Origin of the sequence: Pseudomonas avellanae BPIC 631 (genome assembly GCF_000444135.1) — a bacterium.
GTDB classification, from domain to species: domain Bacteria; phylum Pseudomonadota; class Gammaproteobacteria; order Pseudomonadales; family Pseudomonadaceae; genus Aquipseudomonas; species Aquipseudomonas avellanae.
The window spans coordinates 13,578-39,054 of the sequence record NZ_ATDK01000247.1; the positions used below are offsets into that span (position 1 = coordinate 13,578).

General features: G+C 60.4%; 20 protein-coding genes and 1 pseudogene. 14 read left to right on the forward strand and 7 right to left on the reverse strand.

Annotation, left to right across the window (positions count from 1 at the left end; all coding sequences use genetic code 11):
* Positions 1-145: 145 nt before the first annotated feature.
* The 14 genes from DW49_RS0113855 (at position 146) to DW49_RS0113920 (ending at position 17,761) form a co-directional block, all read left to right on the forward strand.
* A complete protein-coding gene (locus DW49_RS0113855; protein WP_005617666.1) occupies positions 146-1,930 on the forward strand; it encodes an IucA/IucC family protein in 1,785 nt (594 codons plus the stop codon).
* Positions 1,923-3,131 (forward strand): type III PLP-dependent enzyme, encoded by a 1,209-nt coding sequence (locus tag DW49_RS0113860; protein WP_005617667.1) that lies wholly within the window; start codon positions 1,923-1,925, stop codon positions 3,129-3,131. Before DW49_RS0113855 ends, DW49_RS0113860 begins: the two co-directional genes overlap by 8 nt.
* A complete protein-coding gene (locus DW49_RS0113865) occupies positions 3,128-4,534 on the forward strand; it encodes a DHA2 family efflux MFS transporter permease subunit (RefSeq protein ID WP_005617668.1) in 1,407 nt (468 codons plus the stop codon). Before DW49_RS0113860 ends, DW49_RS0113865 begins: the two co-directional genes overlap by 4 nt.
* Before the next feature lie 21 nt (positions 4,535-4,555).
* The gene (locus tag DW49_RS0113870) at positions 4,556-6,409 is read left to right on the forward strand and encodes an IucA/IucC family protein (RefSeq protein WP_005617669.1); all 1,854 of its coding nucleotides are present in this window, start codon (positions 4,556-4,558) and stop codon (positions 6,407-6,409) included.
* Positions 6,409-7,182 carry an HpcH/HpaI aldolase family protein gene (locus DW49_RS0113875; RefSeq protein WP_024420298.1) on the forward strand — a complete coding sequence of 258 codons (774 nt, stop codon included), beginning with the start codon at positions 6,409-6,411 and terminating at the stop codon, positions 7,180-7,182. The genes DW49_RS0113870 and DW49_RS0113875 overlap by 1 nt, the downstream gene beginning before the upstream one ends.
* Positions 7,183-7,186: 4 nt before the next feature.
* Positions 7,187-9,070: an IucA/IucC family protein gene (locus tag DW49_RS0113880; RefSeq protein WP_005617671.1), complete on the forward strand. Its 1,884-nt coding sequence runs from the start codon at positions 7,187-7,189 to the stop codon at positions 9,068-9,070.
* Entirely contained in the window at positions 9,060-9,980 is a 921-nt protein-coding gene (locus DW49_RS0113885) for an ABC transporter substrate-binding protein (RefSeq protein WP_024421288.1), read from the forward strand. Before DW49_RS0113880 ends, DW49_RS0113885 begins: the two co-directional genes overlap by 11 nt.
* The gene (locus DW49_RS0113890) at positions 9,977-10,966 is read left to right on the forward strand and encodes a FecCD family ABC transporter permease (protein ID WP_024420299.1); all 990 of its coding nucleotides are present in this window, start codon (positions 9,977-9,979) and stop codon (positions 10,964-10,966) included. The genes DW49_RS0113885 and DW49_RS0113890 overlap by 4 nt, the downstream gene beginning before the upstream one ends.
* A complete protein-coding gene (locus DW49_RS0113895; protein ID WP_024420300.1) occupies positions 10,959-11,990 on the forward strand; it encodes a FecCD family ABC transporter permease in 1,032 nt (343 codons plus the stop codon). Before DW49_RS0113890 ends, DW49_RS0113895 begins: the two co-directional genes overlap by 8 nt.
* A 10-nt stretch (positions 11,991-12,000) precedes the next feature.
* Positions 12,001-12,792, forward strand: coding sequence for an ABC transporter ATP-binding protein (locus DW49_RS0113900; RefSeq protein ID WP_005617675.1), 792 nt, complete (start codon positions 12,001-12,003; stop codon positions 12,790-12,792).
* Entirely contained in the window at positions 12,789-13,568 is a 780-nt protein-coding gene (locus tag DW49_RS0113905; protein WP_005617676.1) for an IucA/IucC family C-terminal-domain containing protein, read from the forward strand. Before DW49_RS0113900 ends, DW49_RS0113905 begins: the two co-directional genes overlap by 4 nt.
* Complete coding sequence (locus DW49_RS0113910) at positions 13,565-14,188, forward strand: RraA family protein (protein WP_081591524.1); 624 nt, start codon at positions 13,565-13,567, stop codon at positions 14,186-14,188. Before DW49_RS0113905 ends, DW49_RS0113910 begins: the two co-directional genes overlap by 4 nt.
* 288 nt (positions 14,189-14,476) lie before the next feature.
* Positions 14,477-15,838 (forward strand): methyl-accepting chemotaxis protein, encoded by a 1,362-nt coding sequence (locus tag DW49_RS0113915; protein WP_005617678.1) that lies wholly within the window; start codon positions 14,477-14,479, stop codon positions 15,836-15,838.
* Positions 15,839-16,279: 441 nt separating this feature from the next.
* Positions 16,280-17,761: a putative bifunctional diguanylate cyclase/phosphodiesterase gene (locus DW49_RS0113920; RefSeq protein WP_024421289.1), complete on the forward strand. Its 1,482-nt coding sequence runs from the start codon at positions 16,280-16,282 to the stop codon at positions 17,759-17,761.
* A gap of 275 nt (positions 17,762-18,036) precedes the next feature.
* On the opposite strand, the gene DW49_RS0113925 is transcribed toward DW49_RS0113920, so the two are convergent.
* The 7 genes and pseudogenes from DW49_RS0113925 to DW49_RS0113955 form a co-directional block, all read right to left on the reverse strand.
* Positions 18,037-19,308, reverse strand: a complete 1,272-nt coding sequence (locus tag DW49_RS0113925) for a vWA domain-containing protein (protein ID WP_005617680.1) — start codon at positions 19,306-19,308, stop codon at positions 18,037-18,039.
* 55 nt (positions 19,309-19,363) lie between these two features.
* Positions 19,364-19,864, reverse strand: coding sequence for a hypothetical protein (locus DW49_RS0113930; RefSeq protein WP_024420304.1), 501 nt, complete (start codon positions 19,862-19,864; stop codon positions 19,364-19,366).
* A gap of 7 nt (positions 19,865-19,871) precedes the next feature.
* Positions 19,872-20,612: a hypothetical protein gene (locus tag DW49_RS0113935; RefSeq protein ID WP_005617683.1), complete on the reverse strand. Its 741-nt coding sequence runs from the start codon at positions 20,610-20,612 to the stop codon at positions 19,872-19,874.
* A 32-nt stretch (positions 20,613-20,644) separates the two neighbouring features.
* Positions 20,645-22,153 carry an SUMF1/EgtB/PvdO family nonheme iron enzyme gene (locus tag DW49_RS0113940; RefSeq protein WP_024421290.1) on the reverse strand — a complete coding sequence of 503 codons (1,509 nt, stop codon included), beginning with the start codon at positions 22,151-22,153 and terminating at the stop codon, positions 20,645-20,647.
* A 28-nt stretch (positions 22,154-22,181) separates the two neighbouring features.
* Positions 22,182-23,405: an FtsX-like permease family protein gene (locus tag DW49_RS0113945; protein ID WP_005617687.1), complete on the reverse strand. Its 1,224-nt coding sequence runs from the start codon at positions 23,403-23,405 to the stop codon at positions 22,182-22,184.
* Positions 23,389-24,081 (reverse strand): ABC transporter ATP-binding protein, encoded by a 693-nt coding sequence (locus tag DW49_RS0113950; protein ID WP_024420306.1) that lies wholly within the window; start codon positions 24,079-24,081, stop codon positions 23,389-23,391. Before DW49_RS0113950 ends, DW49_RS0113945 begins: the two co-directional genes overlap by 17 nt.
* Before the next feature lies 1 nt (position 24,082).
* A pseudogene (locus tag DW49_RS0113955) lies at positions 24,083-25,387 on the reverse strand (vWA domain-containing protein); the annotation flags it as partial.
* Positions 25,388-25,477: the final 90 nt, after the last annotated feature.

Sequence of the window (25,477 nt, forward strand, 5' to 3'; positions counted from 1 at the left end):
CTGCCGATGTGCAAGCCTGTACCGACTGTAGCGTTATTGTGCGGCAATCGATGCCTCATCCGTTGTTGCAGCGTCACCCAAGTTGCGATGCCCTTCAAGTACGGCGTCACTTAAACAGTCAGCGTAAAGCGATTGTGGAGCAGACATGACTAATACCGACCGCACCGTTTTATCAAACATGGTGAGCGAGCTGGCAACCACTCGTGCGTTACTCAACTGCCTGATCAAAGAGTTCGCACTGCCCGAGAACTGCCTGCATTACACCTGGCCCGAAGGCATGCAGGGTATTGCCCCTGGCAGTTTCGTGGACGGCGGCCAATGGAAGGGCATCCCGCTGACCATCAGCCTGCCCAACCAGCAGCAGTTTTTCGTGCTGGTGGACCGCCGCGACCGTCTGGGCAGCCATCGCTACCTGTCCGATGTTTACGCACGCAACGGCAACAGCACCTGGCGCTGCCTGGCTTTTGCCGAATTTGCCCAGCAGTTGCTGACGGCGTGTGAGCACATGACCCGCGCCAGCAACGACGAACTGCTGGATCAGGTTCTGCAAAGCCAGCACCTGACCGCTGCCATCGTGGCGCACAACATGACTGGCCAGCACCCGGCGCCGCTGAGCGGCTATCTGGCCAGCGAACAGGGTTTGTGGTTCGGCCATCCCAATCATCCGGCCCCCAAGGCGCGTCTGTGGCCTGCGCATCTGGCTCAGGAAACCTATGCGCCGGAGTTTCAGGCGCAGACCGCGCTGCACCTGTTTGAAGTGCCGCTGGACGGGCTGCGCATTACCGCCAATGGCTTGAGCGAAGCGCAGGTCATGGCCGGCTTCGCCGACCAGTCACGGGCTCGCCCGGACCACGCACTGGTCTGCATGCATCCGGTGCAGGCGCAACTGTTCATGCAGGATCGTCGCGTGCAGCGGCTCATCGAACTGGGCGAGATCGCCGACCTGGGCACCAGCGGCCCGCTGGCCAGCCCGACAGCCTCAATGCGCACCTGGTACATCGAGGGCCACGACTATTTCATCAAGGGCTCGCTGAATGTGCGCATTACCAACTGCGTCAGGAAAAACGCCTGGTACGAGCTGGAAAGCACGCTGATCATCGACGAGTTGTTTCAACGCTTGCAGCAGACACGCCCACAAACCCTGGGCGGGCTGTCCACTGTGGCTGAACCCGGCTCCATGAGCTGGGCGCCCAAAGGCGCCAGCGAGAGCGACGGCCACTGGTTCCGCGAGCAGACCGGCGCCATTCTGCGCGAGAACTTCTGCCGTCGTTCCGGCGCTGATTCCAGTGTGATGGCAGGCACGCTGTTTGCGCGCGATTTGCGTTCCCGGCCGCTGGTGCATGACTTCCTCGAGCGCTTCAACGGCGGCGAGCTTGAAGACGAACACCTGCTGAGCTGGTTCGACGCGTATCAGGCACTGCTGCTGCGTCCGGTCATGGCGTTGTTCTTCAATCATGGCGTGGTGATGGAGCCACACCTGCAGAACGCCGTGCTGATTCACGATAACGGCCAGCCGCAGCAGTTGCTGTTGCGCGACTTCGAAGGCGTCAAGCTGACCGAAGAGCTGGGCATCAAGGCGATTCAGGTCGGCCTGCACCCGCGCATTCGCCAGTCGTTGCTCTACACCCGCGAGCAAGGCTGGAACCGCATCACCTATTGCCTGCTGATCAACAACCTGTCCGAAGCTGTGCTGGCCCTGAGCTGGGAGCGGCCGCATCTGGCACCGTTGATGTGGCAAAAGGTCGAGCAGCAGTTGCAGCGTATCCGCGACGAACTGGTGCTGCCTGCGCCGGAGCTGGACGCACTGATTGCCGGCCAGTCGATTGCCTGCAAGACCAACCTCAAGGTGCGTCTGGCCGCCAAGGCCGACCGTGAGGCCAATTATGTACGCCTGGCGTCCCCGTGGAGCACGGAGGCTCGTTATGCATAAGCTGCCTGAAACCGTACTGGGCGCCATCCACGAGGCCCGCGCGCTCGAACGCGACCCGCTGGCAGCGTTCATCTACGACCTGGACGCACTGCAGCAGCATGTCAGCGAAGTCATGGCGGCGCTACCGGCTGGCGTGGAGCTGTATTACGCAATCAAGGCCAACAGCGAAGCGTTGATGCTTGAGACCCTGGCCCCTCTGGTCAGCGGTTTCGAAATTTCCTCAGGCGGCGAGATCGAGCGGGTCATGGCCTGCCCGACGCGCAAGCCCTACGTGTTTTCCGGCCCCGGCAAACTCGACTCGGACCTGCGCTCGGCGCTGCTCAACAAGGTCGAAGCCGTTCACCTGGAAAGCCTCAACGAGATCCAGCGTCTGCAGCATCTGGCTGAACAAACAGGGCGCGTGCAGCCGGTGTTCATCCGCATCAATCCACAGCTACCGGCAGCACAATCGAGCAGGCTGGCGATGGCCGGGACCGCGACCCCGTTCGGCATCGACGAAGCGGATCTGGCCGAAGCCGTGCGCCTTGTGGACAGCGCCACGCACCTGACGCTCAAGGGGTTCCATGTACACGCCATGTCACACCAGATGTCGGTCGAGCGCCACGAGCAGCTGCTGGATTTCTACCTGCAACGCTGGCAGGCATGGAAAGCGCTGGCGCGTCACCCCGAGCAACTGACTCATTTCAACGTCGGCGGCGGCATTGGCGTCGATTACCTGAACAGCCAACAATTCGACTGGCAGCGCCTGTGTCGCTACCTGGAAAAACGCTTGGGCGAGCAGCCTGACGCGCCGATCCTGCGTTTCGAGCCGGGACGCTTCATCAGTGCGTATTGCGGCTATTACGTGATCGAGGTGCTGGACCGCAAAACCAGTCACGGTGAGCATTTTCTGGTCTGCCGGGGCGGTACGCACCAGTTCCGCCTGCCGGTTGCGCAGAGCCATGATCATCCGGTTATCCACTTGCCGAGCGTGCCACCGACCGCTGCGTCGTCTGAACAGGCGTACACCGTTGTCGGCCAGTTGTGTACGCCCAAAGACGTGCTGAGCCGTCGCCAGCCCTTCAGCGGCGTGAACATTGGCGACCTGCTGGTCCTGCCGATGGCGGGCGCCTATGGCTACAACATCTCGCACGCCGACTTTCTGTGCCATCCCAGACCGCCACAGCACTTTGTGCGCAACGGCGAACGGGTCAGCCAATGAGTGTGAACGTTCCACGCAGTTGGGTGGTGATCAACGTGCTGCTCGGCACGCTGACGGTCAGCCTGAGCAACAGTTCGCTCAACCCGGCGCTGCCGACGTTCATGGAGGCGTTTCAGATCGGCCCGTTGCTTGCCACCTGGATCGTCGCAGGCTTCATGACCAGCATGGGCATGACCATGCCGCTGACCAGCTTTCTCAGTCAGCGGATCGGCCGCAAACGCCTGTACCTATGGGGTGTGGCGCTGTTCGTCGGCGGCTCGTTGCTGGGCGCGATGGCCAATTCCATCGCCTTGGTGATCACTGCGCGCGTAGTGCAGGGTGTGGCCAGCGGGCTGATGATTCCGCTGTCGCTGGCGATCATCTTCTCGGTCTACGAAAAGCACGAACGGGGCAGGGTGACCGGGTTGTGGAGCGCAGCGGTAATGCTCGCTCCGGCGCTGGGCCCGCTGTGCGGCAGCCTGTTGCTGGAGTGGTTCAGCTGGCGCTCGCTGTTCCTCATGAACGTGCCCATCGGCTTGCTGGCCTTGCTGCTGGGCATCGGCGTACTGCCGGACTCGGAGCCTGCCGAACGCAAGCCGTTCGACCTGATCGGCTACCTGCTGATTGCGTCGGGCATTGGCCTGTTGATGATCGCCATCAGCCGCATGCATCACGCCCAAGCGCTGCTCGATCCGTTCAATCAGGGCATGGTGCTGGTCGCCGTGGCCTGCCTGATCGCTTTTGTGCGGGTGGAACTGCGCCGTGAAGCGCCGCTGCTCAATCTGCGCCTGTTCAACCTGCGCGGTTACCGTTTGAGCGTGATCATTGCCGTGGTGCAATCGGTGGGCATGTTCGAGTGCCTGGTGCTGTTGCCGCTGCTGGTTCAGACCGTGCTCGGTTACAACCCCATCTGGACTGGCCTGGCGCTGCTGTGCACCGCTGCGTTCGCCAGCCTGTTCGGGCAGTGGGGCGGCAAGGCGCTGGACCGTCACGGCCCGCGCACCGTGGTCGCCATCGGTCTGTTGCTGACCGGTTTTTCAACCCTGGCACTGGGCATGCTCAGCGCCCATGCGTCGATTGGCGTGGTGTTCGTACTGATGATGGTGCGCGGCGCGGGCCTAGGGCTTTCCTACATGCCGGTCACCACCGCAGGGCTCAATGCCTTGCCCGAACCGATGGTCACGCAGGGCGCCGCGATGAACAACATCTCCCGCCGTCTGGTCGCGTCGCTGGCCATTGTCATCGCCTCACTCTGGCTGGAATTTCGCCTCAATAGCGCAGGACCGCTCGCCACGCCGTCGGCCATCAGCGAGGTGTTCATCGTCACCGGCGTGCTGATCCTGCTGGCGCTGCCCTGTGCGTGGCGCTTCCCCCTTAACGACGAGCGCGCCGAGGCCCAGCCCGACGCGGTCCAATCCCGATAATTTTTCGTTCGAGGTATGAACATGGCGACCCCTTTACCGCTGCAACGTCACGCTGCTTCACCCACAACGGCCACCGGTGACTGGCTGGCTGATATCGACACCACAGGTTACGAAAAAGTACAGCGCCGGGTAATCGGACAGTTGCTGCAAACCCTGCTGTACGAAGCTGCGCTGCCTTACCGTTGCGAGCCGCTGGGCGAGCATCTACACCGTTTCAGCGTGCCGCTGGGTGATGGCGTGGAATACCGCTGCAACGGCCTGCTCAGCACCAGCTTCGAGTTGATTCGCCTGGACCACGCCAGCCTTGAGCGCTTCGACAGCGCGGGCCAGCGCTCGACGCCGGACCTGCATCTGGCGCTGACCGAACTGCTCGCGCCGTTCAAGGACAGCCCGCATCTGGCGCGCTTCATTCAAGAAATCGAACAGACCCAGCTCAAGGACCTGCAAGCGCGCAATCAGGGTTATCAAGCGGCCAAACCCGCACACCAACTGGACGTGGATGCGCTGGAGCAGCATTTCATGGACGCCCATAGCTACCACCCGTGCTACAAGTCGCGAATCGGCTTTTCCCTGGCCGACAACCGCAACTACGGGCCGGAGTTTGCCACGCCCTTCGCGGTGGTCTGGCTGGCGGTCGCCAGGTCGAGTGCTTCGATCGGGCATTCGCGCAGCATGGATGTGCAGGCGTTCATTCGCGAGGAACTGGGCGCACAACGTTGGCAAGAATTTGCCGGCACCCTTGCTGCACGAGGCAAATCCATCGACGACTATCAGCTGATGCCGGTGCACCCGTGGCAGTGGGACAACGTCACGGTGTCGACCTTCTACCCGGAACTGGCCAGCGGCGAGCTGGTGTATCTGGGCACCTCGGCCGATCAATACAAGGCGCAGCAATCGATCCGCACGCTGGCCAACGCCAGCCAGCCAAAGCGGCCTTACGTCAAGCTGGCGATGAGCATGACCAACACCTCCAGCACGCGGATTCTGGCGCGGCATACGGTGCTCAACGGCCCGATCATCACCGACTGGTTGCACCAGCTGATTGCCACCGACAGCACCGCCAAAGCGCTGGGCTTCGTGATTCTCGGCGAAGTGGCGGGGGTCAGTTACGACTACCGTCACCTGCCCGAGTCCCGTTCAGCACAGACCTACGGCACGCTGGGTGCGATCTGGCGCGAAAGCCTGCATCAGTACCTCAAGGACGATGAACAAGCGGTGCCGTTCAACGGCCTGAGCCATGTGGAAAATCGTTACAGCGACGGCGACCAGGCACCGTTCATAGACGCCTGGATCAGCCAGTACGGCCTCAAGGAGTGGACCCGTCAGCTGTTGCGCGTCACCGTGCCGCCGATCATTCACATGCTCTACGCCGAAGGCATCGGCATGGAGTCCCATGGCCAGAACATCGTGCTGATCGTCAAACAGGGCTGGCCGCAGCGCATCGCGCTCAAGGACTTCCATGACGGCGTGCGTTATTCGCCCGCGCATTTGGGGCGTCCAGAGCTGCGTCCGGAGCTGGTGCCGTTGCCTGAAAGCCACGCGAAACTCAACCGCAACTCGTTCATCATCACCGATGACGTGAACGCAGTACGTGATTTCTCCTGTGACTGTTTCTTCTTCATCTGCCTGGCGGAAATGGCGATTTTCCTGCGTCAGCAGTATCAACTGGACGAAGCGTTGTTCTGGCAGATGACCGCTGAGGTGATCCTCGACTACCAGCAGGCGCATCCGCAGCACCGTGACCGTTTCGGGCTGTTCGACGTGTTCGCGCCGACCTACGAAGTAGAAGAACTGACCAAGCGCCGCCTGCTGGGTGACGGCGAGCGGCGCTTCCGTTCGGTGCCTAACCCGCTGCATGCCTACAGGCCGCAATAATGCTGAGGACCAATACGCTCAAGGGCAAGCTCGGCAGCGGCCAGCCGGTATACGGGCTGATCAGCTCGATTCCGGCCCCGGCCGCCATCGAACTGATCGCCGAAGCCGGTTTCGACTTCGTGATCATCGACATGGAACACGTGCTGATCAACCCGGAAACCGTGGAAAACATGATCCGCGTGGCGGAGAGCTATGGCCTGACGCCGCTGGTGCGGGTCGCCGATCTCAACCCGAAAACCCTGCTGCGCCTGCTTGATGGCGGCGCTCAGGGCATCGTTTTGCCGATGATCGAGAGCCCCGAACAACTGGCAGACGCCATTGCCGCCTGCAAGTACCACCCGCTGGGGCGGCGCAGCCTGAATGCCGGTCGTCCCGGCTCGTTCGGCAAACACAGCCTGGCGCAGTACGTCGAGGCTGCCAATCAGCAAATCATGGTCGTGGCGATGATCGAAAGCGCCGAAGGCGTGCGCCGCGCCGCCGAGATTGCGTCGGTAGCGGGGCTGGACATGATTCTTGAAGGTGCGGCCGATTTGTCGCAGTCATTGGGCATGCCCTGGCAGATCGATAAGCCCGAGGTGCAACAAGCCTTGTCCGACACCTGGCAGGCCGCGCAGGCCGCAGGCGTTGCCTATTGCACCATCCCCCGGCAGCCCGGCGACGCTGCCCGTTGGCAGGCTCGCGGGGTCAACGCCTTTGTTCTCGGGGATGAGCGCGGTATCGCTTTTCGTGCGCTGCAAGCCCGTTTGAACCACATTTCAGCAGAAGGAAAATAACCCGATGAACTTCACTTCACTCGCCGCTGACCTGGTCATGCAGGATCTGGTCGATTGCCTGCTGGCTGAAGACTTTTTTGGCCGCGAGCCATTGAGCCTGCAGGACACTGCCCACTGGCAATCGCGCCACCCGCAGGCGCCGCAACTGGCCGGGCAAAGCCCCGCGCAGCAGGTCTGGGAATGGTGCTGCGATGCCTCTGAGCAGCGTTTCATCAGCATCGCGTTGCGCCCCGGCATCACCCAGCAATGGGAGAAGGTGCCCGGCAGCCCGGTGCTGGGCCGTCAGGACGAGCGCTGGACGCAGTTGTCCCCGGAAGACTTCATGAAATGGGTGTTTGCCGGCAAGGCAACCCAGCTTCAGGGCAGCGAGCGCCAGGAAAACGAAAAAGGCATCGCGCTGTTTCTCGATGTCCTGCGCATCAGTGTCTGGCAGACCGCGCTGTCGCTGGATCACAGGGTTGACCATCAACACCTGATGGCCCAGGACGGTGCAACGTTCTTCCGCACCATGGAACAGTGGGCGTCGTTGCGTGATCGACCTTATCACCCGCTGGCCAAGGCCAAGCAGGGTCTGAACGAGCAGGAGTATTTGCAGTATCAGGCCGAGTTCGCTCAACCTGTTGCGCTGAACTGGGTCGCCGTCGACAAGGCCCTGCTGCAATGCGGGGGCGGCGTAGGTGACGTGAATGCGTCTTTCCCGGCGCGTTACCTGCTGCCGCGCACCCTGCAAGCCGATCTCGACCAGGAGCTGCAACAGCGCGGCATTGCCGACAGCCACGTGGCGCTGCCGGTCCACCCCTGGCAGTTCGAGCATGTGCTGGACGTGCAACTGGGCGACGTTTTCGCCAAAGGCGAGTGCCAGCGCCTGACGTTCAGCGCAGCCACGGTGTATGCCACCTCGTCGCTGCGTTCGATGACGCCGTGCTTCAACAGCGCCGACTACCTCAAGCTGCCAATGGCGATCTATTCCCTCGGCGCGTCGCGTTACCTGCCTGCGGTCAAGATGATCAACGGCGAGCTGAGCGAGAAACTGCTGCGCGAGGTAGTAAGCAAAGACCCAACCCTGAGCCGTTCGCTGCACCTGTGCGACGAGGGCAAATGGTGGGCGTTCATGCCGCCGCAGGCCACGCTGTTTGACGAAGCGCCACGGCACCTGTCGGCGATGGTGCGCCAGTACCCCTCGGCCTTGCTGGATGATCCGGACTGCCGTTTGCTGCCGATGGCTGCACTGGGTACGCCGTTGCCGGGCAGCAATCGGCATTTCTTCGATGAATGGATGGCGTACCGCGACCTGCCGCGCAATCAGGCTTCGGTGCTGACTCTGTTCCGTGAGCTGAGCCACAGCTTTTTCGACATCAACCTGCGTATATTCCGCCTCGGCATGCTCGGCGAGGTACACGGCCAGAATGCAGTCATGGTCTGGAAAGCCGGTCAGGCGCAAGGGCTGCTGCTGCGTGACCACGACTCGCTGCGTATCTTCGTGCCGTGGCTGGAACGCAATGGCATGAGCGATCCGGAATATCGAATCAAGAAAGGTCATGCCAATACCCTTTATCATGACCGCCCTGAGGACCTGCTGTTCTGGCTGCAGACCCTGGGGATTCAGGTCAATGTGCGGGCAATCATGGATACGCTGGCCCAGGTTTACCAGGTGCCGGTCACAGCGTTGTGGACTGTGCTGCGCGATGTTCTGGATAATCTCATCACAACCATCGAATTCGACGACGAGGCACGTGCCATGATCAGGCATCAATTGTTCGACGCACCGAACTGGCCACAAAAACTCCTGCTCACGCCGATGATCGAGCGCGCTGGCGGGCCGGGCAGCATGCCGTTTGGCAAAGGCCAGGTGGTCAACCCGTTCCACAGGTTGCGCCGTGACACCTGACCGAACCCTGCATCCTTCGCGGCGCACACTATTGCGCCTGTCGCTGGGCTTACTGGCGCTGCCCGGCATTGTCCGGGCAGCGTCGTTGCGCTCAGAGCCCTTGAGAATCGTCACCCTGTTTCAGGGCGCGTCTGACAGCGCTGTGGCACTGGGGGTGACGCCGTGCGGTGTGGTGGACTCCTGGAGCGAAAAACCGATGTACCGTTACCTGCGCCCAGCGCTGGCAGCGGTGCCGCACGTGGGCCTGGAAACCCAGCCGAGTCTTGAAGACATCGTGCTGCTCAAACCGGACCTGATTGTCGCGTCACGCTTTCGCCATCAACGTATCGCGCCGCTGCTGGAACAGATCAGTACCGTGCTGATGCTCGAAGAGGTGTTTGAATTCAAGCGCACGCTGGCGATGATGGGCGCGGCAATGAACCGTCAGCAGCAGGCCATGGAACTGCTCGGCCAATGGCAGCGCCGTGTGACCGCGTTGCGCGGTCAGTTACAGACGAAATTCGCCGGGCGCTGGCCGATAACCGTGTCAGTGCTCGACATTCGCGAGGACCATATCCGCAGCTATCTGCCTGCCAGCTTCGCCGGCTCGGTGCTTAGCGAGCTGGGCTTTGCCTGGACACCCGCTGCCCGCGAAGCAACCGGCGTTTCCCTTAAACTCAGCAGCAAAGAGAGTTTGCCTGTGGTCGATGCCGACATGTTTTTTATCTTCCAGCGTGCGGACAGCAAAGCCGCACAGCAAAACTACGACAAACTGGTCCAGCACCCGTTCTGGCAACAGCTGCGCGCCCCTCAGGACAAACAGGTGTGGCGCGTCGATGCGGTTGCCTGGAGCCTGTCGGGTGGCATTCTGGGTGCCAACCGCATGCTCGATGAAATCACCCAAGTGGCGATGGCGGACAGCGCCTCATGACGGTAGCCATGAAACTGGGCATGGGACTGTTGATGCTGGTGGCGTGTATGGGGTTGAGCCTGGCCACCGGCGCCAGCTGGATCTCGCCGTCGGCAATCGTTACAAGCCTGTGGCAGCCAGACGTGTTGAATCCTGTTCAGCACGTGTTGCTCGACACCCGGCTGACGCGCACCTTGATGGCCGTCGCCGTGGGCTCCAGCCTTGCGGTTGCCGGTGCGCTGATGCAGGCCCTGACACGTAACCCGCTGGCCTCGCCGGGGCTGTTCGGCATCAATGCCGGGGCGACGTTTGCCATCATCGCCTGTTCGTCGCTGTTTGCCCTGACCTCAATGAGCCAATGGCTGTGGTGCGCCTTCATCGGTGCGGCAGTGGCGGGCACGATTGTCTGGGTGATCGGCAACCGCGGGCAGGGCAGTCTCAATCCGTTACGTATCGTGTTGGCGGGCGCGGCGATCACTGCGCTGTTTACCGCTTTCAGTCAGGCGTTGCTGGTGGTCAATCAGGACGGTCTGGACACCGTGCTGTTCTGGCTGGCCGGTTCGTTGTCGGAGCGTGATCTGCTTACCGCAGCGCCTTTACTGATGTGCGTGATACTCGCTTTGGGCGGTTCGCTGGTGCTGGCCGGACAGGTCAACGTGCTTAACACCGGCGAAGCCATCGCCACGGCGCTGGGCCAACGGACCGGGCTGATTCGCCTGCTGATGAGCCTGGTGATCATCGTTCTGGCCGGCAGCGCTGTGGCGTTGGCGGGCAGCATCGGTTTCATCGGGCTGCTGGTGCCGCATATGGTGCGCAAGACGCTGTCCATCGATCATCGCTGGCTGCTGCCTGGCTGCGCGGTGCTGGGCGCCACGCTGTTGCTGCTCGCCGATACGCTGGCGCGCGTGGTGATCCTGCCTCAGGAAGTCCCGGTGGGCGTCATGACTGCGCTGTTCGGTGCGCCATTCTTCATCGCACTGGTTCGTCGGGGGGCACGTTATGGATAAGCACCTGACGCTACGTTATCGTGGTTTCTCGCGGCAGTTCAGCCTGGCGGTGCTGATGCGTCTGAGCGTCGCAGTGGCGCTCACAGTACTGGTGGCACTGGGCTCGCTGGCGGTGGGCAAGGTCAACCTGTCGCCTGCGACGTTGATGAGCGTGTTGACTGGGCACGCGGACGCCAGCCTGGTGTTCATCGTCGAGCAACTGCGCATGCCGCGTCTGGCGCTGGCGGTACTGGTGGGTGCTGCATTGGCTGTGTCCGGGTTGATTCTGCAAAGCATCATTCGTAACCCTTTGGCCTCGCCGGACCTTTTGGGCATCACCAGCGGTGCCAGCGCGGCGGCGGTGCTCTATCTGTCATTTTTCTCGGCCGCACTGGGCGCACAGTTTCTGCCGCTGGCGGCCATAACCGGGGCCGGGCTCGCCGCGCTGGTCATCTACCTGCTGGCCTGGAATCAGGGCGCTTCGCCCTTGCGTATGGTGTTGATCGGGGTAGGGGTGTCGGCGCTGCTGGCGGCCGTGACCACGTTCATTCTGGTGTTCAGCCCACTGACCACCACCCTGTCGGCCTACGTCTGGCTGACCGGGAGCGTGTATGGTGCCAGTTGGCCGGAACCTCGCGCCCTGGCCGGCTGGCTGTTGCTGACCCTGCCATTGCTGGTGCTGCTCGCCCGCCAGGTGCGCATGCAACAACTGGATGACAACCTGGCCCAGGGCATTGGCGTGCGCGTGCAATGGTTGCGCGCCGGTCTGTTGCTGGTGAGCGTCGCGCTGGCCGGTCTCGCGGTCGCCTGGGGCGGGGCAATTGCCTTTGTCGGGCTGATTGCGCCGCACATTGCCAAGCGCCTGATGCCACCAGGGTTTACCGGTCAGGCACTGATGGCCGCCCTGATCGGTGCCAACCTGGTGATGCTCGCCGATCTGGCCGGACGCACGCTGTTCCTGCCGCTGGACCTGCCCGCAGGGATTTTTGTCGCGGTGCTGGGCACACCGTTTTTTCTGTATCTATTGATTAACCAGCGGCATTAAGGAATTTCGGATGGCGTCCATCGCAACCCATGACCTGACCCTGAGTTACCAGCGCCAGGTGATTATCGACAGCCTTGATCTGCAATTGCCCGAAGGCCAGGTGACCGTGCTGATCGGCAGCAACGGCTGCGGCAAAAGCACCTTGCTCAAGTCGCTGGCGCGGCTGCTCAAGCCACAACAGGGCACCGTTGTGCTCAACGGCGCGGACATCCATCAGAAATCCACCGCCACGGTCGCCCGTGAACTGGCGATTTTGCCGCAGATGCCCAGCGCTCCTGAAGGCATCAGCGTGCGCCAGTTGGTAGCGCTGGGGCGTTACCCGTATCAGAACTGGATGCAACAGTGGTCCGCGCAGGATGAAGCGATGGTCGAACGGGCCTTGGCGCAGACCGGCATGCAGGACCTGGCCGAGCGTCCGGTGGATGCCTTGTCCGGTGGTCAGCGTCAACGCGCGTGGATCGCCATGACCCTGGCGCAGGACACCGACATTGTGTTGCTGGACGAACCGACGACCTTTCTCGACCTGGCTCACCAGATCGAAGTGCTGGACCTGCTACGCGACCTCAATCGTCAGGAAGGCAAAACCATCGTCATGGTTCTGCATGACCTTAACCTGGCCTGCCGTTACGCCGACCACATGGTCGCCGTGCACGAGCGCACCGCGTTTGCTCAGGGACGACCTGCCGAGATCCTCAGCGAAGCGCTGGTCAAGCAGGTGTTCGGCCTCAACTGCCGGATCATCGCCGATCCGTTTTTCGGTACGCCGCTGTGCATTCCCTTTGGCCGGGAACTGCCGCAATGAGTCTGGCGCAGGCCTTCAGCGAGCCCGAATGGGCGTTGTTGTCGGGGGTGCTGCAGCTCAGGCGGTCGGATGCCCGCGACCCACGCTCATTGCTCGCAAGGGCAGTGCTGGACGACGAGGTGTGCGTACAGTTGCTGGCAAACCTGGGACCGATCATCGGCTCTCCGACACCGGCGATCACTGCGTCACTGCTGGCCAAGCGCTTTTCTTTCCTGAGCACGGGTGCTTGTCTGTATGCCATGTCGGTCTACGACAAGGGCCTGATCCTGTCGCTGGACAACAGTGTGATCGAGTACGCACACGATGATGGCCTGTGGACCTCTTCCATGCCCTTGGTAGACGTGACACCTGTAGGCTATGAGCCGGGTGCCCGCGAAGCGTGGCGTGACATGATCGTCGCCACCCTGTTTCGCGACATGCTTCAGCCACTGTGGGAAACCTTCAATCGTGTGACCGGTATTTCCCGGCGCATTCTCTGGGAAAACACCGCCGTACGCGTCTATTCGCTGTACGACAAGCGCATGGAAAAGGTCGAAGACCTGCTGATTCGCCAACGCTATCAAGCCGATTTCGACTGGCTACTGAATCAGGCAGACCCTGGCTTGTTCGGGCTGAGCTACAACCCGCTGAAACACTTCCGCCGTCCGCAAACTGTGCTGGAAACCGAGGGCAAAAGCGTCCGCTTTCGTCGCACCTGCTGCTTTTATTACGACGCCAGCAACCCCGTCGAATATTGCTCCAACTGCCCGCTGCTGAGGCCCAAAAAATGTCGATGAACAAACAGATTGCACACCGCCAGCAACAGCTCAGCGACGCCGTCATCGAGCAATTCCGTGGCATCGCTGCGTCCACCCTCGGCCACCTGACCGACAGCGGCTACCTGCGCGGCATCAGGCCCTTGTTCGACGGCGCCCGACTGGTCGGCAACGTCGTCACCGTCAAAGTCCACCTGCCCGACGGCAGTATCCTGCGCGACGCACTGCTCAACAGCCTGCCCGGCGACGTGCTGGTGATCGAATGCGTCGGCGACGAGCACTGCGCCTGCTGGGGCGAACTGCGCACCCTGGCCGGCCTCATCAAAGGCCTGGCCGGCGTGGTAGTGTCCGGCGCCGTCACCGACGTCGCCGCCTTGCGCGAACATCGTCTGCCGGTCTTCAGCCGAGGCATCAGCGCCGTCACGACACGAAGCCTGGGGGAAAGCGGCGAACTCAACGGGCCGGTCAACATCGGCGGGGTGGTTGTGAACACGGGCGACATCGCGATTGGTGACGACGACGGGGTGTTTGTCCTGAGTCCGCAGCAGGCGAATGAGTTGTTGCCTGGGTTGTTGGTGAAGGAGGGTGCGGACAGAGCACGGCGGGAGGAGTTTTTGGGGCGGTTGAATGAGGGGGGGTAGGTGAATACTCGGCAACAGCTGCTTTGAAGTATCTCGCCTGCCGTCAACCAAGTTCTAATGCCGTGCCTGATAACAGGCCGTCACAGCAAGGCTATCGTTCAGCCAGTGGTCAGTTGGACATTGAATGACAGCACATCTAAAACTTAATTCATCTCAATCTTACAACCGCTTGGAGTAAAACTCTTGCATACGCGTAAATTGCCAGTTTGGATCCTAAATTAAACTTCATAATTTATACCCGTCTTTTTCAATATTTAGTTTGGCAAACGCGCTAAAGGTTTTGGGTTGATGACCGATGAACCTTCCAAGCCCAAAATGTCCCGGATGGCCGCAATGTTCAACTCGCATTTGAAAAAAACCAACCAGGCATTGGAGCGCCGCCTCGCCATGCTCGAGCAAGCAGGGCAGATTCTGAATCTGGAGACTGTTGCCGTCGTTCTGGACGGGCAGGGCAAGGTGCAGACCGTCAACGGCCTGTTCGAGACGGAGATGAGCTATTCACAAAGCGAGATCGCCGGGCGCAGCCTTTCTGAACTGAGCCCGCCCGAGCTGAGCGGTGATACTCACCAGAAGCGCGCTCTGGCTGCGATTCGGGACGGCAAGCATTTCAGCGGCACGTTGCGGCTGATCAGCAAGACAGGCGCGAGGGTCTGGTTGAGGACCGTGGTGGTGCCGTTCAAGAATGAGACCGGCGGCATCGAGCAGATCACGTTGTACTCAAGCGTTTTGACCCGAACTATCGAGGCCTCGCGTGAGAATGAAGCGTTGGTCAATGCGTTACAGCGGTCTACCGCCGTCATCGACTTCACCCTTGATGGAATGGTCATTACCGCCAATGACAACTTCCTGAAAGCGATGGGTTATGAGCTGAATCAGATAAAGGGCAAGCATCACAAGATTTTCTGCGTGCCTGAAGAATCCGCCTCTGACGCGTATGGCCACTTCTGGGAAAGATTACGTCGGGGCGAGTTTATCGTCGATCGTTTTCGCCGCGTAGACAAGGCTGGCCGCGACGTGTGGCTGGAGGCGTCCTATAACCCTATTACCGACGCAAACGGCAAGCTCTATAAAATTGCAAAGTTCGCGACGGTTATCACTGAGCAGGTTGAGCGTGAAAAGGCCGTTGCCGAAGCATCGGACATGGCCTATCAAACGTCCATCGATACCGACGCCAGTGCACAGCAAGGGCGAAAGGTCATCAAGGACACGCTGCAGATGCTGGGTCAACTGACGATTTCCATGCAAGACGCCACGCGAGGCATTGAGGCACTGGACTCTCAGAGCCAAGTGATTGGCACGATCATAAAAACCATCAGCGGGATCGCCGAGCAAACCAATCTGCTCGCGTTGAACGCTGCCATCGAAGCTGCCCGGGCCGGTGAACAGGGCAGGGGGTTCGCGGTCGTGGCCGACGAGGTCCGCCAGTTGGCGTCGCGCACGACAAAAGCGGCAGAAGAAGTGGTCAATGTCGTCAAGAAGAACCAGAGCCTGGCGTCCGATGCAGTCAATGTAATCGTGCGCAGTACCGAACAGGCCTCCGGAGCACTGGAACTGGCTAACGATGCAGATCGTGTCATCCAGGAAATCCAGGAAGGCGCGAACACAGTAGTGCGCGCCGTCAGCCGTTTTGTTAATCAGCGTTCGAGTTAGTGTCGAGCCGTCAGACAGGCGTGATACATAAACCTTGAAGCGCCCGTAGCGGGCTGGACCGCCATCGTTGTGGGAGTGGCCGGGGCGGCGGTCCGCATTGCTCACGAAGACGATGGCTCAAACGCTCATTTTAGGGGTTCACCAAGGATTGAACGTTATATAAGTTTCAATGAAACGATTAATAGAAGTGGGTGAAACAGCGACACTCGGGTGTAACGGACAACGCCTGGTAATACGGGGCCAGCCGTCTTCAAGACTGGCGCCGGATTACCGATAACCAGCCCATCGCCGTAGCATCGTCGTCATTCGAGCGTACCCCTTATGCCAGTTATCCGCAGCCCGCGAACGGTCCGTAAATACCTTTACACGGTATTATGGTTTTACTTTTTTTCAATTTTTCTGTTGGCGGTAGTGTGGGAATTCAAGCTTGAATCCCTCGCCATGTACGCCATGGACTTACCGTATGACCCGGACTTCGAAGATGCTGAACGGTGGCGTTTTGTATTGACGTCAACTGCGTTTGCACTGCTGTCGATGGTGGTGCCTTTTATTCTACTAAAGCGCCTGATGCAACGGTTGCAAAGCAGCTACAACGACTTGCTGGTGGCGCAGGCGCTCAGCGATTCGCTGGCCCGGCACGATCCGTTGTCCGGCCTGCTTAATCGTCGGGTGTTTCACGAGCAGTTGGTTGCGCGTCTGCAGCAAGAATCTACCCAGACTGCCGTTTTCCTGATCGACCTGGATAAATTCAAACTGATCAACGACACCCACGGTCACGCGGTGGGAGACGCGGCTATTTGCGCCGTTGCAGAAAGCCTGCGAGACGCGACAACAGGGTGGCAGGCGTCAGTGGCGCGACTGGGAGGCGACGAGTTCGGTTTGGCGGTCAGTGGTGATTTCAGTCAGTTTGAGTTGGCAGCGCTGGCTGAAAATGTATTGGCTAAAATCGCAATGTCCAGCGCCGGTTTGCCACGTGTGACCCTCAGTGCAACGTTGGGCGTTGCCATTTCGCCACTGGACGGTTCTGATGCCGAAGTCCTGCTGCAACGTGCTGACAGCGCCATGTATCGCGGTAAAAACGGCGGGCGGGCCACGTTTCATTTTTATGAGGTGAGCTTTGAGCGCGAACAGCGTCTGCAGGAAGTTTTCGTGCAGGAACTCAGGGACGCTATCAAAGAGAAACATATCCAGCCGTTCTATCAGCCGATTGTCAGCCTTCCTGGGCAACGCCTTGCGGGGTTTGAACTGCTGGCGCGGTGGCTGCACTCAGAGCGGGGGATCATCCTGCCGATGGACTTCATACCCTTGGCGGAACAGTTGGGGCTGATCAAACAACTGACTGAAAGTCTGTTGCTACAGGCCTTTGATCATGCGCGTGACTGGCCGAGCGACTTTACGCTTTCCATCAACGTCACTTCATTGATGATAGAAAGCCTCGACTTCCCCGATTGGCTGGAGCAACTGGCAAGCGAAGGCAGATTCCCATTGAATCGACTGGAAGTGGAAGTGACGGAGAATACCCTGGTGGCCAATGTCGACAGTGCACGCTTGAACCTGGAGCGCCTGCGCGCCATGGGGGTGAGTGTTGCTCTGGACGATTTCGGTACGGGCTATTCAGGGCTTTACCACCTGACAAAACTGGCCATCGACAAAATCAAGATCGACCGGTCTTTCTTTGAAACCTCACTGGATAACCAGAATGAGATGGTCAAAGCCATCCTCGCCCTGGGCAAGAGTTTGCGCATGAAGATCACCGCCGAAGGGGTAGAGCACGAAGACTTGGCGGACTGGCTGGCCGCTCATGGGTGCGATTTTGCTCAAGGTTATCTGTTTGGACGGCCATTACCCTTCGCTCAGGTAACAGCGCTGCTGGCAATGAGTGAACGGGCCGGGCCGGTCAGGGCGCAAGCCAATGTCGTGTAGTTCTTAGGTGACCGAAGGCGTATAGCGAAAGGCTTACGCGAGAAGGAGTGGATCCACTCTGTACGCCGCCCTCGGAAAGTCGCAATCTACACCCATCAACTGCAGCGCAGGAAGCGTTGCAAAGGTCACGGATGATCACCATTGCCGGGATGGCTACTGACAGGATGTCGGGATGGTATTGATGGAAAAAACAACCCGCTTCGGCGGGTTTTTTTATGGCTGTTTAGTTGAGTGCACGGCCGGCGTATAGGCCGGCGTGACCGAGAACAGCCGCGTTATTTGCCAGTTGCCTGTGCGCCCGTACACGTAGGCGTTGTTGCCACTTCTTCCATGGCTTCGCGCAGCATTTTTTGTACCTCGCCGACTTCGCGGGCAGCGTATACACGCCCCCCGGTATTTTCCGCGATGCAGTTTGAAAGCTTGCTTTCGCTGATGTTGACGACGTTGACGCGCAACCTTGGCTGCTCACGGGCGATGCGGGCGGACACCTCGCACGCGTTTTGCCCGCAGCCGTCCTCGCCATCGACAAACATCACCACCAAGGCATCCTTGAGACGCCCATCCACAAGGCTGGCTGCTTTGGCAAGGCTGGCCGCCAGAGGCGTGCCGCGGTCTGCGCTGAGCTGTCCCACCCCGGCCAGCAGTTGTTGCCGAGCGTCACGCCGGAACAGGCCTTGATCGACCGTGCCCTCGCAGCCCTGGAACGTGATCAAGCGTGTGTCGATGTCGGGATGCAACTGGCCGATCATCGCTGCAAAGGCTTGCTTGGCGACCGTCAGGCGCGTGGGTTCAGTCAGCACGCGAGCTTTTCTCGGGTTGTTATCAGGCAGCGCGCCGCCGACCTGAGCCATCCAGACTTCGTCTTCGGAAGAGGTGTTGATATTCAGGTTCATCGAGCCTGAGGTGTCCAGCACCACAGCAAAATCAGGGACCGGCGCACCCGCCGTGCAGGAGTAGTTACCCATCGGAGCCGGTTTGAACACGATCCACACGCCGCCGCGCCATGTCCAGAGCAGCCACAGCAGGATCAACAGCAACGGCAGTAACAGCAGCAAAAACGGAATACGCAGCCACCAGCGCCTTGATGGCGGGCTGGTGAGTGTTGCCGCAGGTGGCGTCACCGTTGCGGCGACTGGAGTTATGAGGGGCGCTGGTGGCACCAGGCCCCAGCGGATGACCACAGGTTCTTGATTGAGGCTGTAAAGATTGTCCAGTGCCGGGGCACCGACCAACGTACGAAGGCTGTTGGCCTCGTCAGCTTTATTGCGCGCCTGCAACTCGTCCGCCAACTGCACGATGGCCTGCTGGCGTTGTGCGTAGCGTGCGATCAACGCCTGTTGTGCGACAGGGTCCAGGCTGTGATAGGGCAGGGGCTGACCGCCCAGTTCAGACCACCATTGCAGTGCGCCATCAGCACCCGCACGCGGGATGGCAAACAGGCTGGATACGCTGGGCGGAAAGTGGCGACGCAGCAAGGCTACCTTGCTCTCCAGCGTGTTCAGCAGTTCGGCAGGATGGGACGTGGTGTCGATAGTGATGCGTTGCATGGGAACGGTCCGCAATCAGAAAAGGCCCCTTGGGGCCTTTGGAGAAATTTACGCTTTACTCGTAGCCCAGACTGAGCTGCAGTCTGGAAACCTTTTGCTGCAGGGCTTTGAGTTCCTGCTTGCGCGCCTCGATGACTGCCGGGTCGGTACTGGCGGTGACCTGCTTCTTGGCAGCCATCTGTTTTTCCAGATCCGCGATCTGCTGCTGCGCCTGCGCCTTGTTGGCATGCCTGGCCTTGAGCTGGCTCAACAGCTTGCTCATGGAGCCGTCCAGCGCTGCCTGCTGCTTTTGTTGCTCGGCAAGGCTCTTGCTGGTCGACTGTTGCTGGGCTTGTAAAGCGTCGTACACGTCGCGAAAGGAGGTGTTTTCGGCGCGTGCATCGGTCAGCGCCTGTTCGCGTTGGCGGACCTGATCACTGTAACCACCGGAGTGGTCGCAGTTCATCTTGGTGATCAGGCTCGCCTCGACGTTGTTTGAATCACAGCTGCCGGGCTGAGTGGCGCAACCGGCTATCAGCAACAGGGCCGAGCTGGCAATCAGTGCTCGAATATTCATGTTCATCTCAACCTAAGGTGATGGCTTGGCGCTGGCTGTAGAGGCCGTCCACTTCTTTTTGCAAGGACGCGACCTTGCTGTTCATTTTGCTGATCTCGCCGTCGATGGCAGTGACCTGCGTGCCACCGTTGCTGGCGCGCTCAAGGTCAGCGGTCTTCTTGTATTCCGCCACTTTGGAGCGCATGCCGGTCAGGTCCTTGTTCATCTGCGCCAGGTTGCTGTCGACACTGGCGATCTCTTGCTGTGCCTTGGCTTTGTCCAGCGTCTTGGTTTTGATCGACTTCTGAATACCGGCGATGCGCTCTTTGTCGTCGTTGATCACCTGTTGCAGCGTGTAGGTGCGCTGGGCCACTTTTTCGGTGTCGGCTTTTACGTCGTCATTCATCAACTGCAGGCGCTGTGCGGTATTGGAGTACTTGCTGCGACGGTAGTCGTAGTAATAGTTCGCTCCCATGGCCACGCCGCACGCTGCAATACCGGCCACGACCATGCATTTGACCTTGTCGCTGGGGCTCGCCACGGCACAGGCCAGAATGCCAACCCCGGCAGCGGCCGCGCAGGCGGTAAGGCCTGAGGTGGAGAAAAATGACGAATCGGTACTTTTGGTCAGGCGCGGATCGGGGTCGGTGCCTGAACCGCCAAGCATGCTGCTGCCGGTGCCGTTGTTGGCGCAGCCGGCCAGCACCAGACTGACAGAGATCATCAGGCCCAACATGACCCTCGGCAGATGGCTACGTACGTGTTTCATGCTGTTGCTCCTTGAGTAAGCTTGATGTCGAGTCACTGGACTGCCTTGCAGCGGTTTAGCCACGCGTCGGTGTCGATCTTCTGGGTTTTCAAAAATGCCTGCTGATTGACCCAGTGGGTCTGCAAGTACGGCTTGAGTTCTTTGAGCTGCTCATTGCGGCTGATGATTTCGCCCATGACCGGTATTTGCCGGGCCAGCAGCGGTTCTCCATAGAGCGTGGCGGAGTCCACCAGACTGCTTGCGTAATAACGGCTGAGTTTGTGCAGTCGGTCTTTCTGTTCGTCGAGCTTGCCTTTGCGCATCGGGCAACTGGCGTCCTGCTCTGCGGCCGAACAATTGAGCTTGTAGTTTTTCTGCAGGAAGTCCAGGTATTTGCCATCGTCGAGCATTTTTGTGCAGAGAAAGGCCCCGAGGTTAAGGCTGGCGCGGATCGCCTGGTCGCGGGTTTCTTCCTGCTGCTGATTGCTGGCGCGCAGCTGGTTTTCCAGGGCCTTGAGTTTCTCTTTCAAGGCTTCGTCGGCCACGCCGGAGGCCAGCGTGCCCAGCGCCTGCACGGCACTTTTGTCTTCGCCCTGGCTTGCGTCGCCGCTGCCGGTGCCGAGCTTTTTCCAACTGGTTTCGATGCTGCTGACGCGCTCGCGAGAGGTCAGCGTGCTGGACGCCAACGCCAGACGCACGCCGGTGGTTTTACTGGTGGCTGCGGCCTTGGCGTCGTAGTAGTTGCGCTCTTTGCGCAGCGAGCTTCGCAGCTCGCCCTGTGCTGTACGGAAATCACCGCCGCGCACCACATAGCCGCCAGCCTGGCCATGCTGGCGGTCAAGCTTGTTCAGTCGGAACGGCTCGAACATCATCTCGTCGACGTTGCCCAGCATGTCGTGCAGACCGAGCGGGTTGGGCTTGAGCAAGCCGGACAGTTGTAACTGGCCATTGGCCGATTGCGTCCCGGCAAACCATTCGTAGGCGTTTACGCCTTCCGGCATCGGATAACGCAGGTCACGAAACTCCGCCGTGCTGACGTTCAGCCCTCCGCGTGCGGCAAACTCCCATTCCACCTCGGTGGGCAGGCGTAAGAACCCTGCCACGCCGTCTTCTTTCGGCAATTTTTCGGCGGCGTTTTCACGCAGCCAGATGTTGTATTTATCGGCGGCTTCCATGGCCTGTATCCAGCTCAGCGACACCACGGGCAGGCGCTGCTTGTTCGACGGCGCGGGGCATTCAGCCTGAGTCAGTGCGCTGTACTGCAGCACCGTCATTTCGTACTTCGCCAAGAGGTAGTAACGCGATTTGGCATTCTTTTCGGTGGTAAAGCTTCCCGCGATAAATGCCGGATGAGTTTGCTCTACGTAGCCGTATTCGGCGTTGTCGCCGCCGATATTGATGGGGTAGTCATCCAGCGGGCCAGCCAGCGGGATATACACCTTGCGAAAGACCATCGCGCCATCACAGGGCATCGGCAGCACTACGTCTTCAGCGTCAGGCATCGGGTTGTAGAGTTTCTCTTCCCAGGCAGCGGCAAACGTCTGAAGGCTGATCAGGGTCAAGGGTACAAAGAGCAAATGGCCCCAGTGTCTAGAGTTCACGCAGACTCTCCGCAGGTTGAATTCGGATGGCTCGGGTGGCACCTGCCAGCGCAACCAGCGCTGATACCACTAGCGCAAGCGCCAGTGCGGCAAGGCCGTGCAACGGGGTGATCTGGCAAATAAAACCGCCGGTGATGCGCTGGCCGCCCAGCAGGTGATTGAACGCCTCGCTGCCTGCAAAGTAGAACGCCAGGCCGCCTAGGTAGCCGACCACGGCGAGCAGCAATGCCTGCAGGACCAGATAGCCCGCCACTGCGGGCGCGGTGAAGCCCATGAGCCGCAACAAGGCGAGGCTGCGGCGTTTGCGATCGATGTTCGCGAGGAAGGCACCTATCAGCGAAGCGATACAGCCCAGCAAAGCGGCACCTGCGATCACGCCGAAGATCACGCTCAGCACGTGGTTGATCGCTTTTACGTTGTCGATATCGGCCAGCCGGCTGCCTGTTTCGATATGTTGCTCGTTCAACCAGCGCTCCAGTGGCGCGACGCTGTCGATGTCACGGGCATACAGGCGAGCGCGGGCGTAGCGGGGCGCAAGCTGGTTTTCTGCCTGACCGCGGGTGGCACCGAGGGCAGAAATGGCAAAGCCGTCTCGAAAACGCTCCAGTTGCAGCAGCAGATCGGGATGGGCGAACGCGGCGGGCCTGGAAAAGCGGGCTGCCGGCAACACAGCGACCAGCGTCAGCATGGTTTCGCCTCGTTCGGGCGCGCCGTCCAGACGACGCTGCACGCCCAGACGCAGCGTATCGCCGGGGACCAACGCCAAACGCTCGGCAGCGGCCTTGCTGAGAATCACCTGGCCCGGCAGGATGGCCATGGCCTGCGCAGCCAGTAAAGGGTCACCCGGCCCGGTGGGCAGGATTTCGGCATTGTCGACGAAGCGACCGCGACTGCCGATCAGGTCGGCCTGGGTGTTGAGCGAGCGGGTCATGCCAAGGGCAAAGCCGGTTTCGGGCCGCTGCTGCAGCCTGTTCAGCCATTGCTCGTCGTAGTTGCCACTGCTGAGCAACTTGATTTCAAGGTTACGCGGGTCGCGCAGCAGTTCTGCCTGCAGTTGGCCGACCACGCCGTGTTTGAGGCCGAACAGCAGCAACAACGGCGCGATCACGGCGACCAGCGAAGCGGCAATGCACAGCGACACTTTGCGGTCGTGCCACAGGTCTGCAATGGCCAGGGTTGCCAGCAGGCCAAGACGCTTAAAAGGCCGGTTCAAAACGCGTCTCCCCAGCCACACTGACGGCGTTCAAGCGGGGCAGGCCAAAGCGGTCCACCATCTGCCAGTCGTGCGAGACAATCAGCGCACTCAGGCCCAGTTCGTCGACCAGGCTCAATAACAATTCGAACAACTGACGGGCGTTATGCGGGTCCAGCGCTGCGGTGGGTTCGTCGGCCAGAATCAGGTGCGGCAGATGGGCGATGGCACGCACGCAGGCAACGCGTTGACGTTCACCGATAGACAGCGCCTGCGGCAACTGGTCCAGCAAGGGCTCCAGACGCAGCGCGGCAATGGCCCGGTCGACATGATCGCTTTTACTGACCAGCCCCAACAGCCGCCGGGGCAGATTGATGTTGTCGCGAATTTTCAGAAACGGCAGCAGCCCGCCGCTTTGCAGGACGAAACCCAGCGAGCGCGCCCGCACATCGGCCAGTGCGGGTTGATCATCGGCTGCCAGCAGGGCGGCGATGTCCACGCCATCAAGGCTGTATTGCGCGACGCTTTGAGGGGCCAACAGCAAACCAAGGGCTTCTAGCAGGGTGCTTTTGCCGCAGCCGCTTTCGCCGGTAATCGCCACCACCTGCCCACGCGCCAGGTTCAGTTCGGGCAGGTGTACCCGGTGTGCCTGGGTGCCGCTCCCTCGCTGCACGTTCAGTCCTTTGATTTGGAGCATGTCAGGGCATCATTTCCAGGGGCACCGGATACACGTTGTCACGCGCATCACTGCCTTCGGCCAGTGGAACCCAGCGATCCACATCGGCGTTGTAGACCTGGTAGTGACGCAGCTTGGTCGACAACGTGCGGATGAATTTCTCCTGCGCCAGACCGTCCCAGCTTTTCCAGGTGTCCTCATCCAGGTTGAGCACTTCGCTGTGGTAGGGCAAATCGTCCAGGTATTCACCCAATACGCCCAGTTCCGACAGCTTGGCGGTACCGTTCTGCTTGAGCTGGTTGGGGTCCGTGCCCATGGTGGCGGCGACCGAGCGTAACCGCTCGAACATTTCGCTAGGCGAGATCATGCCTTCGTTGGCGGCATCAAGGATTTTCTTGAGCACATCACTCAGGTCGCTGAGTTGTGACTTGGTCAGCAATACCCGCACATCGGTGGTCGGGACGTTCTGCTTGATCGGGTCGCGGTCGGCGATCCACGCCTGAAACACCGGCGGTGCCTGGCTGCCGGTTTTTTCGCCGAGGTAGGCCAGGCGCATGGCATGACCGATAAGCGCGGCGTCATCGAGCATCTTCTGTTCGGCAGGCGCAGGCTTGGAGTTCATGGCGCTGCCAATCGCGTCGTCACCCATATAGGCGGCTTTGACCTGACCGGTGATAGCGCTGGCCAGCGCATCGACCTTGCTGCCAAAGGCATTCAGATCACCCGCGTCAACCGGGTAGTAGAGCGAGGTGTTGGTGCCCGTGTAAGTGGACAGCGCCTGATACTGCGCCTCTGCCTTGGCGTGGTCCTTGGCACCTGCAGCTGTTTTCAGGTGCAGGGTGTAAATGGCCACACCCGGGTTGCTGGCTTCGATACGTACCTGCTCGGCGTTCAGCCCGGTCCCGGACAGTTTATCGTCGCCATCCAGCGCACCCGCATCAGTAATCAAGACCACATAACGCGCGCCGAACGGGCTCCAGTCCACCTTGTCGATGGCTTGCATGACACCTGCGTAGGAGTCTTCATTGAAACTCTTGCTCGACACTTTGGCCTGTTTCAGGTCCGCGGCCTTGGCCAGGAAGTCTGCACCGTCTTTTACGGTATTGGGGTCGGCATACATTTTAGTCACGTACTCAAGCCCCGGCACCGCCTGGGTGCTGGAGCGAAACGCGACCAGGCCGAACTTCACCTGACGTCCGAGGTTTTCCTTGGCAATCTGCGCGTAGACCTTGGCGATTGCCTCCCGCGTGCGCTCGATGTAAGGGTCCATGGAAATGGTCGAGTCGATCACAAACACCACGGCGGCACTGAACTCTTTGAGCTGGCTAGGGTCTGTTCCCGTTTCGACGTAACCTATTGATCCCTATGAGAACAGGCCCGTATTGTTGGAGTTCTCACACAACAATCTCGAGATCGG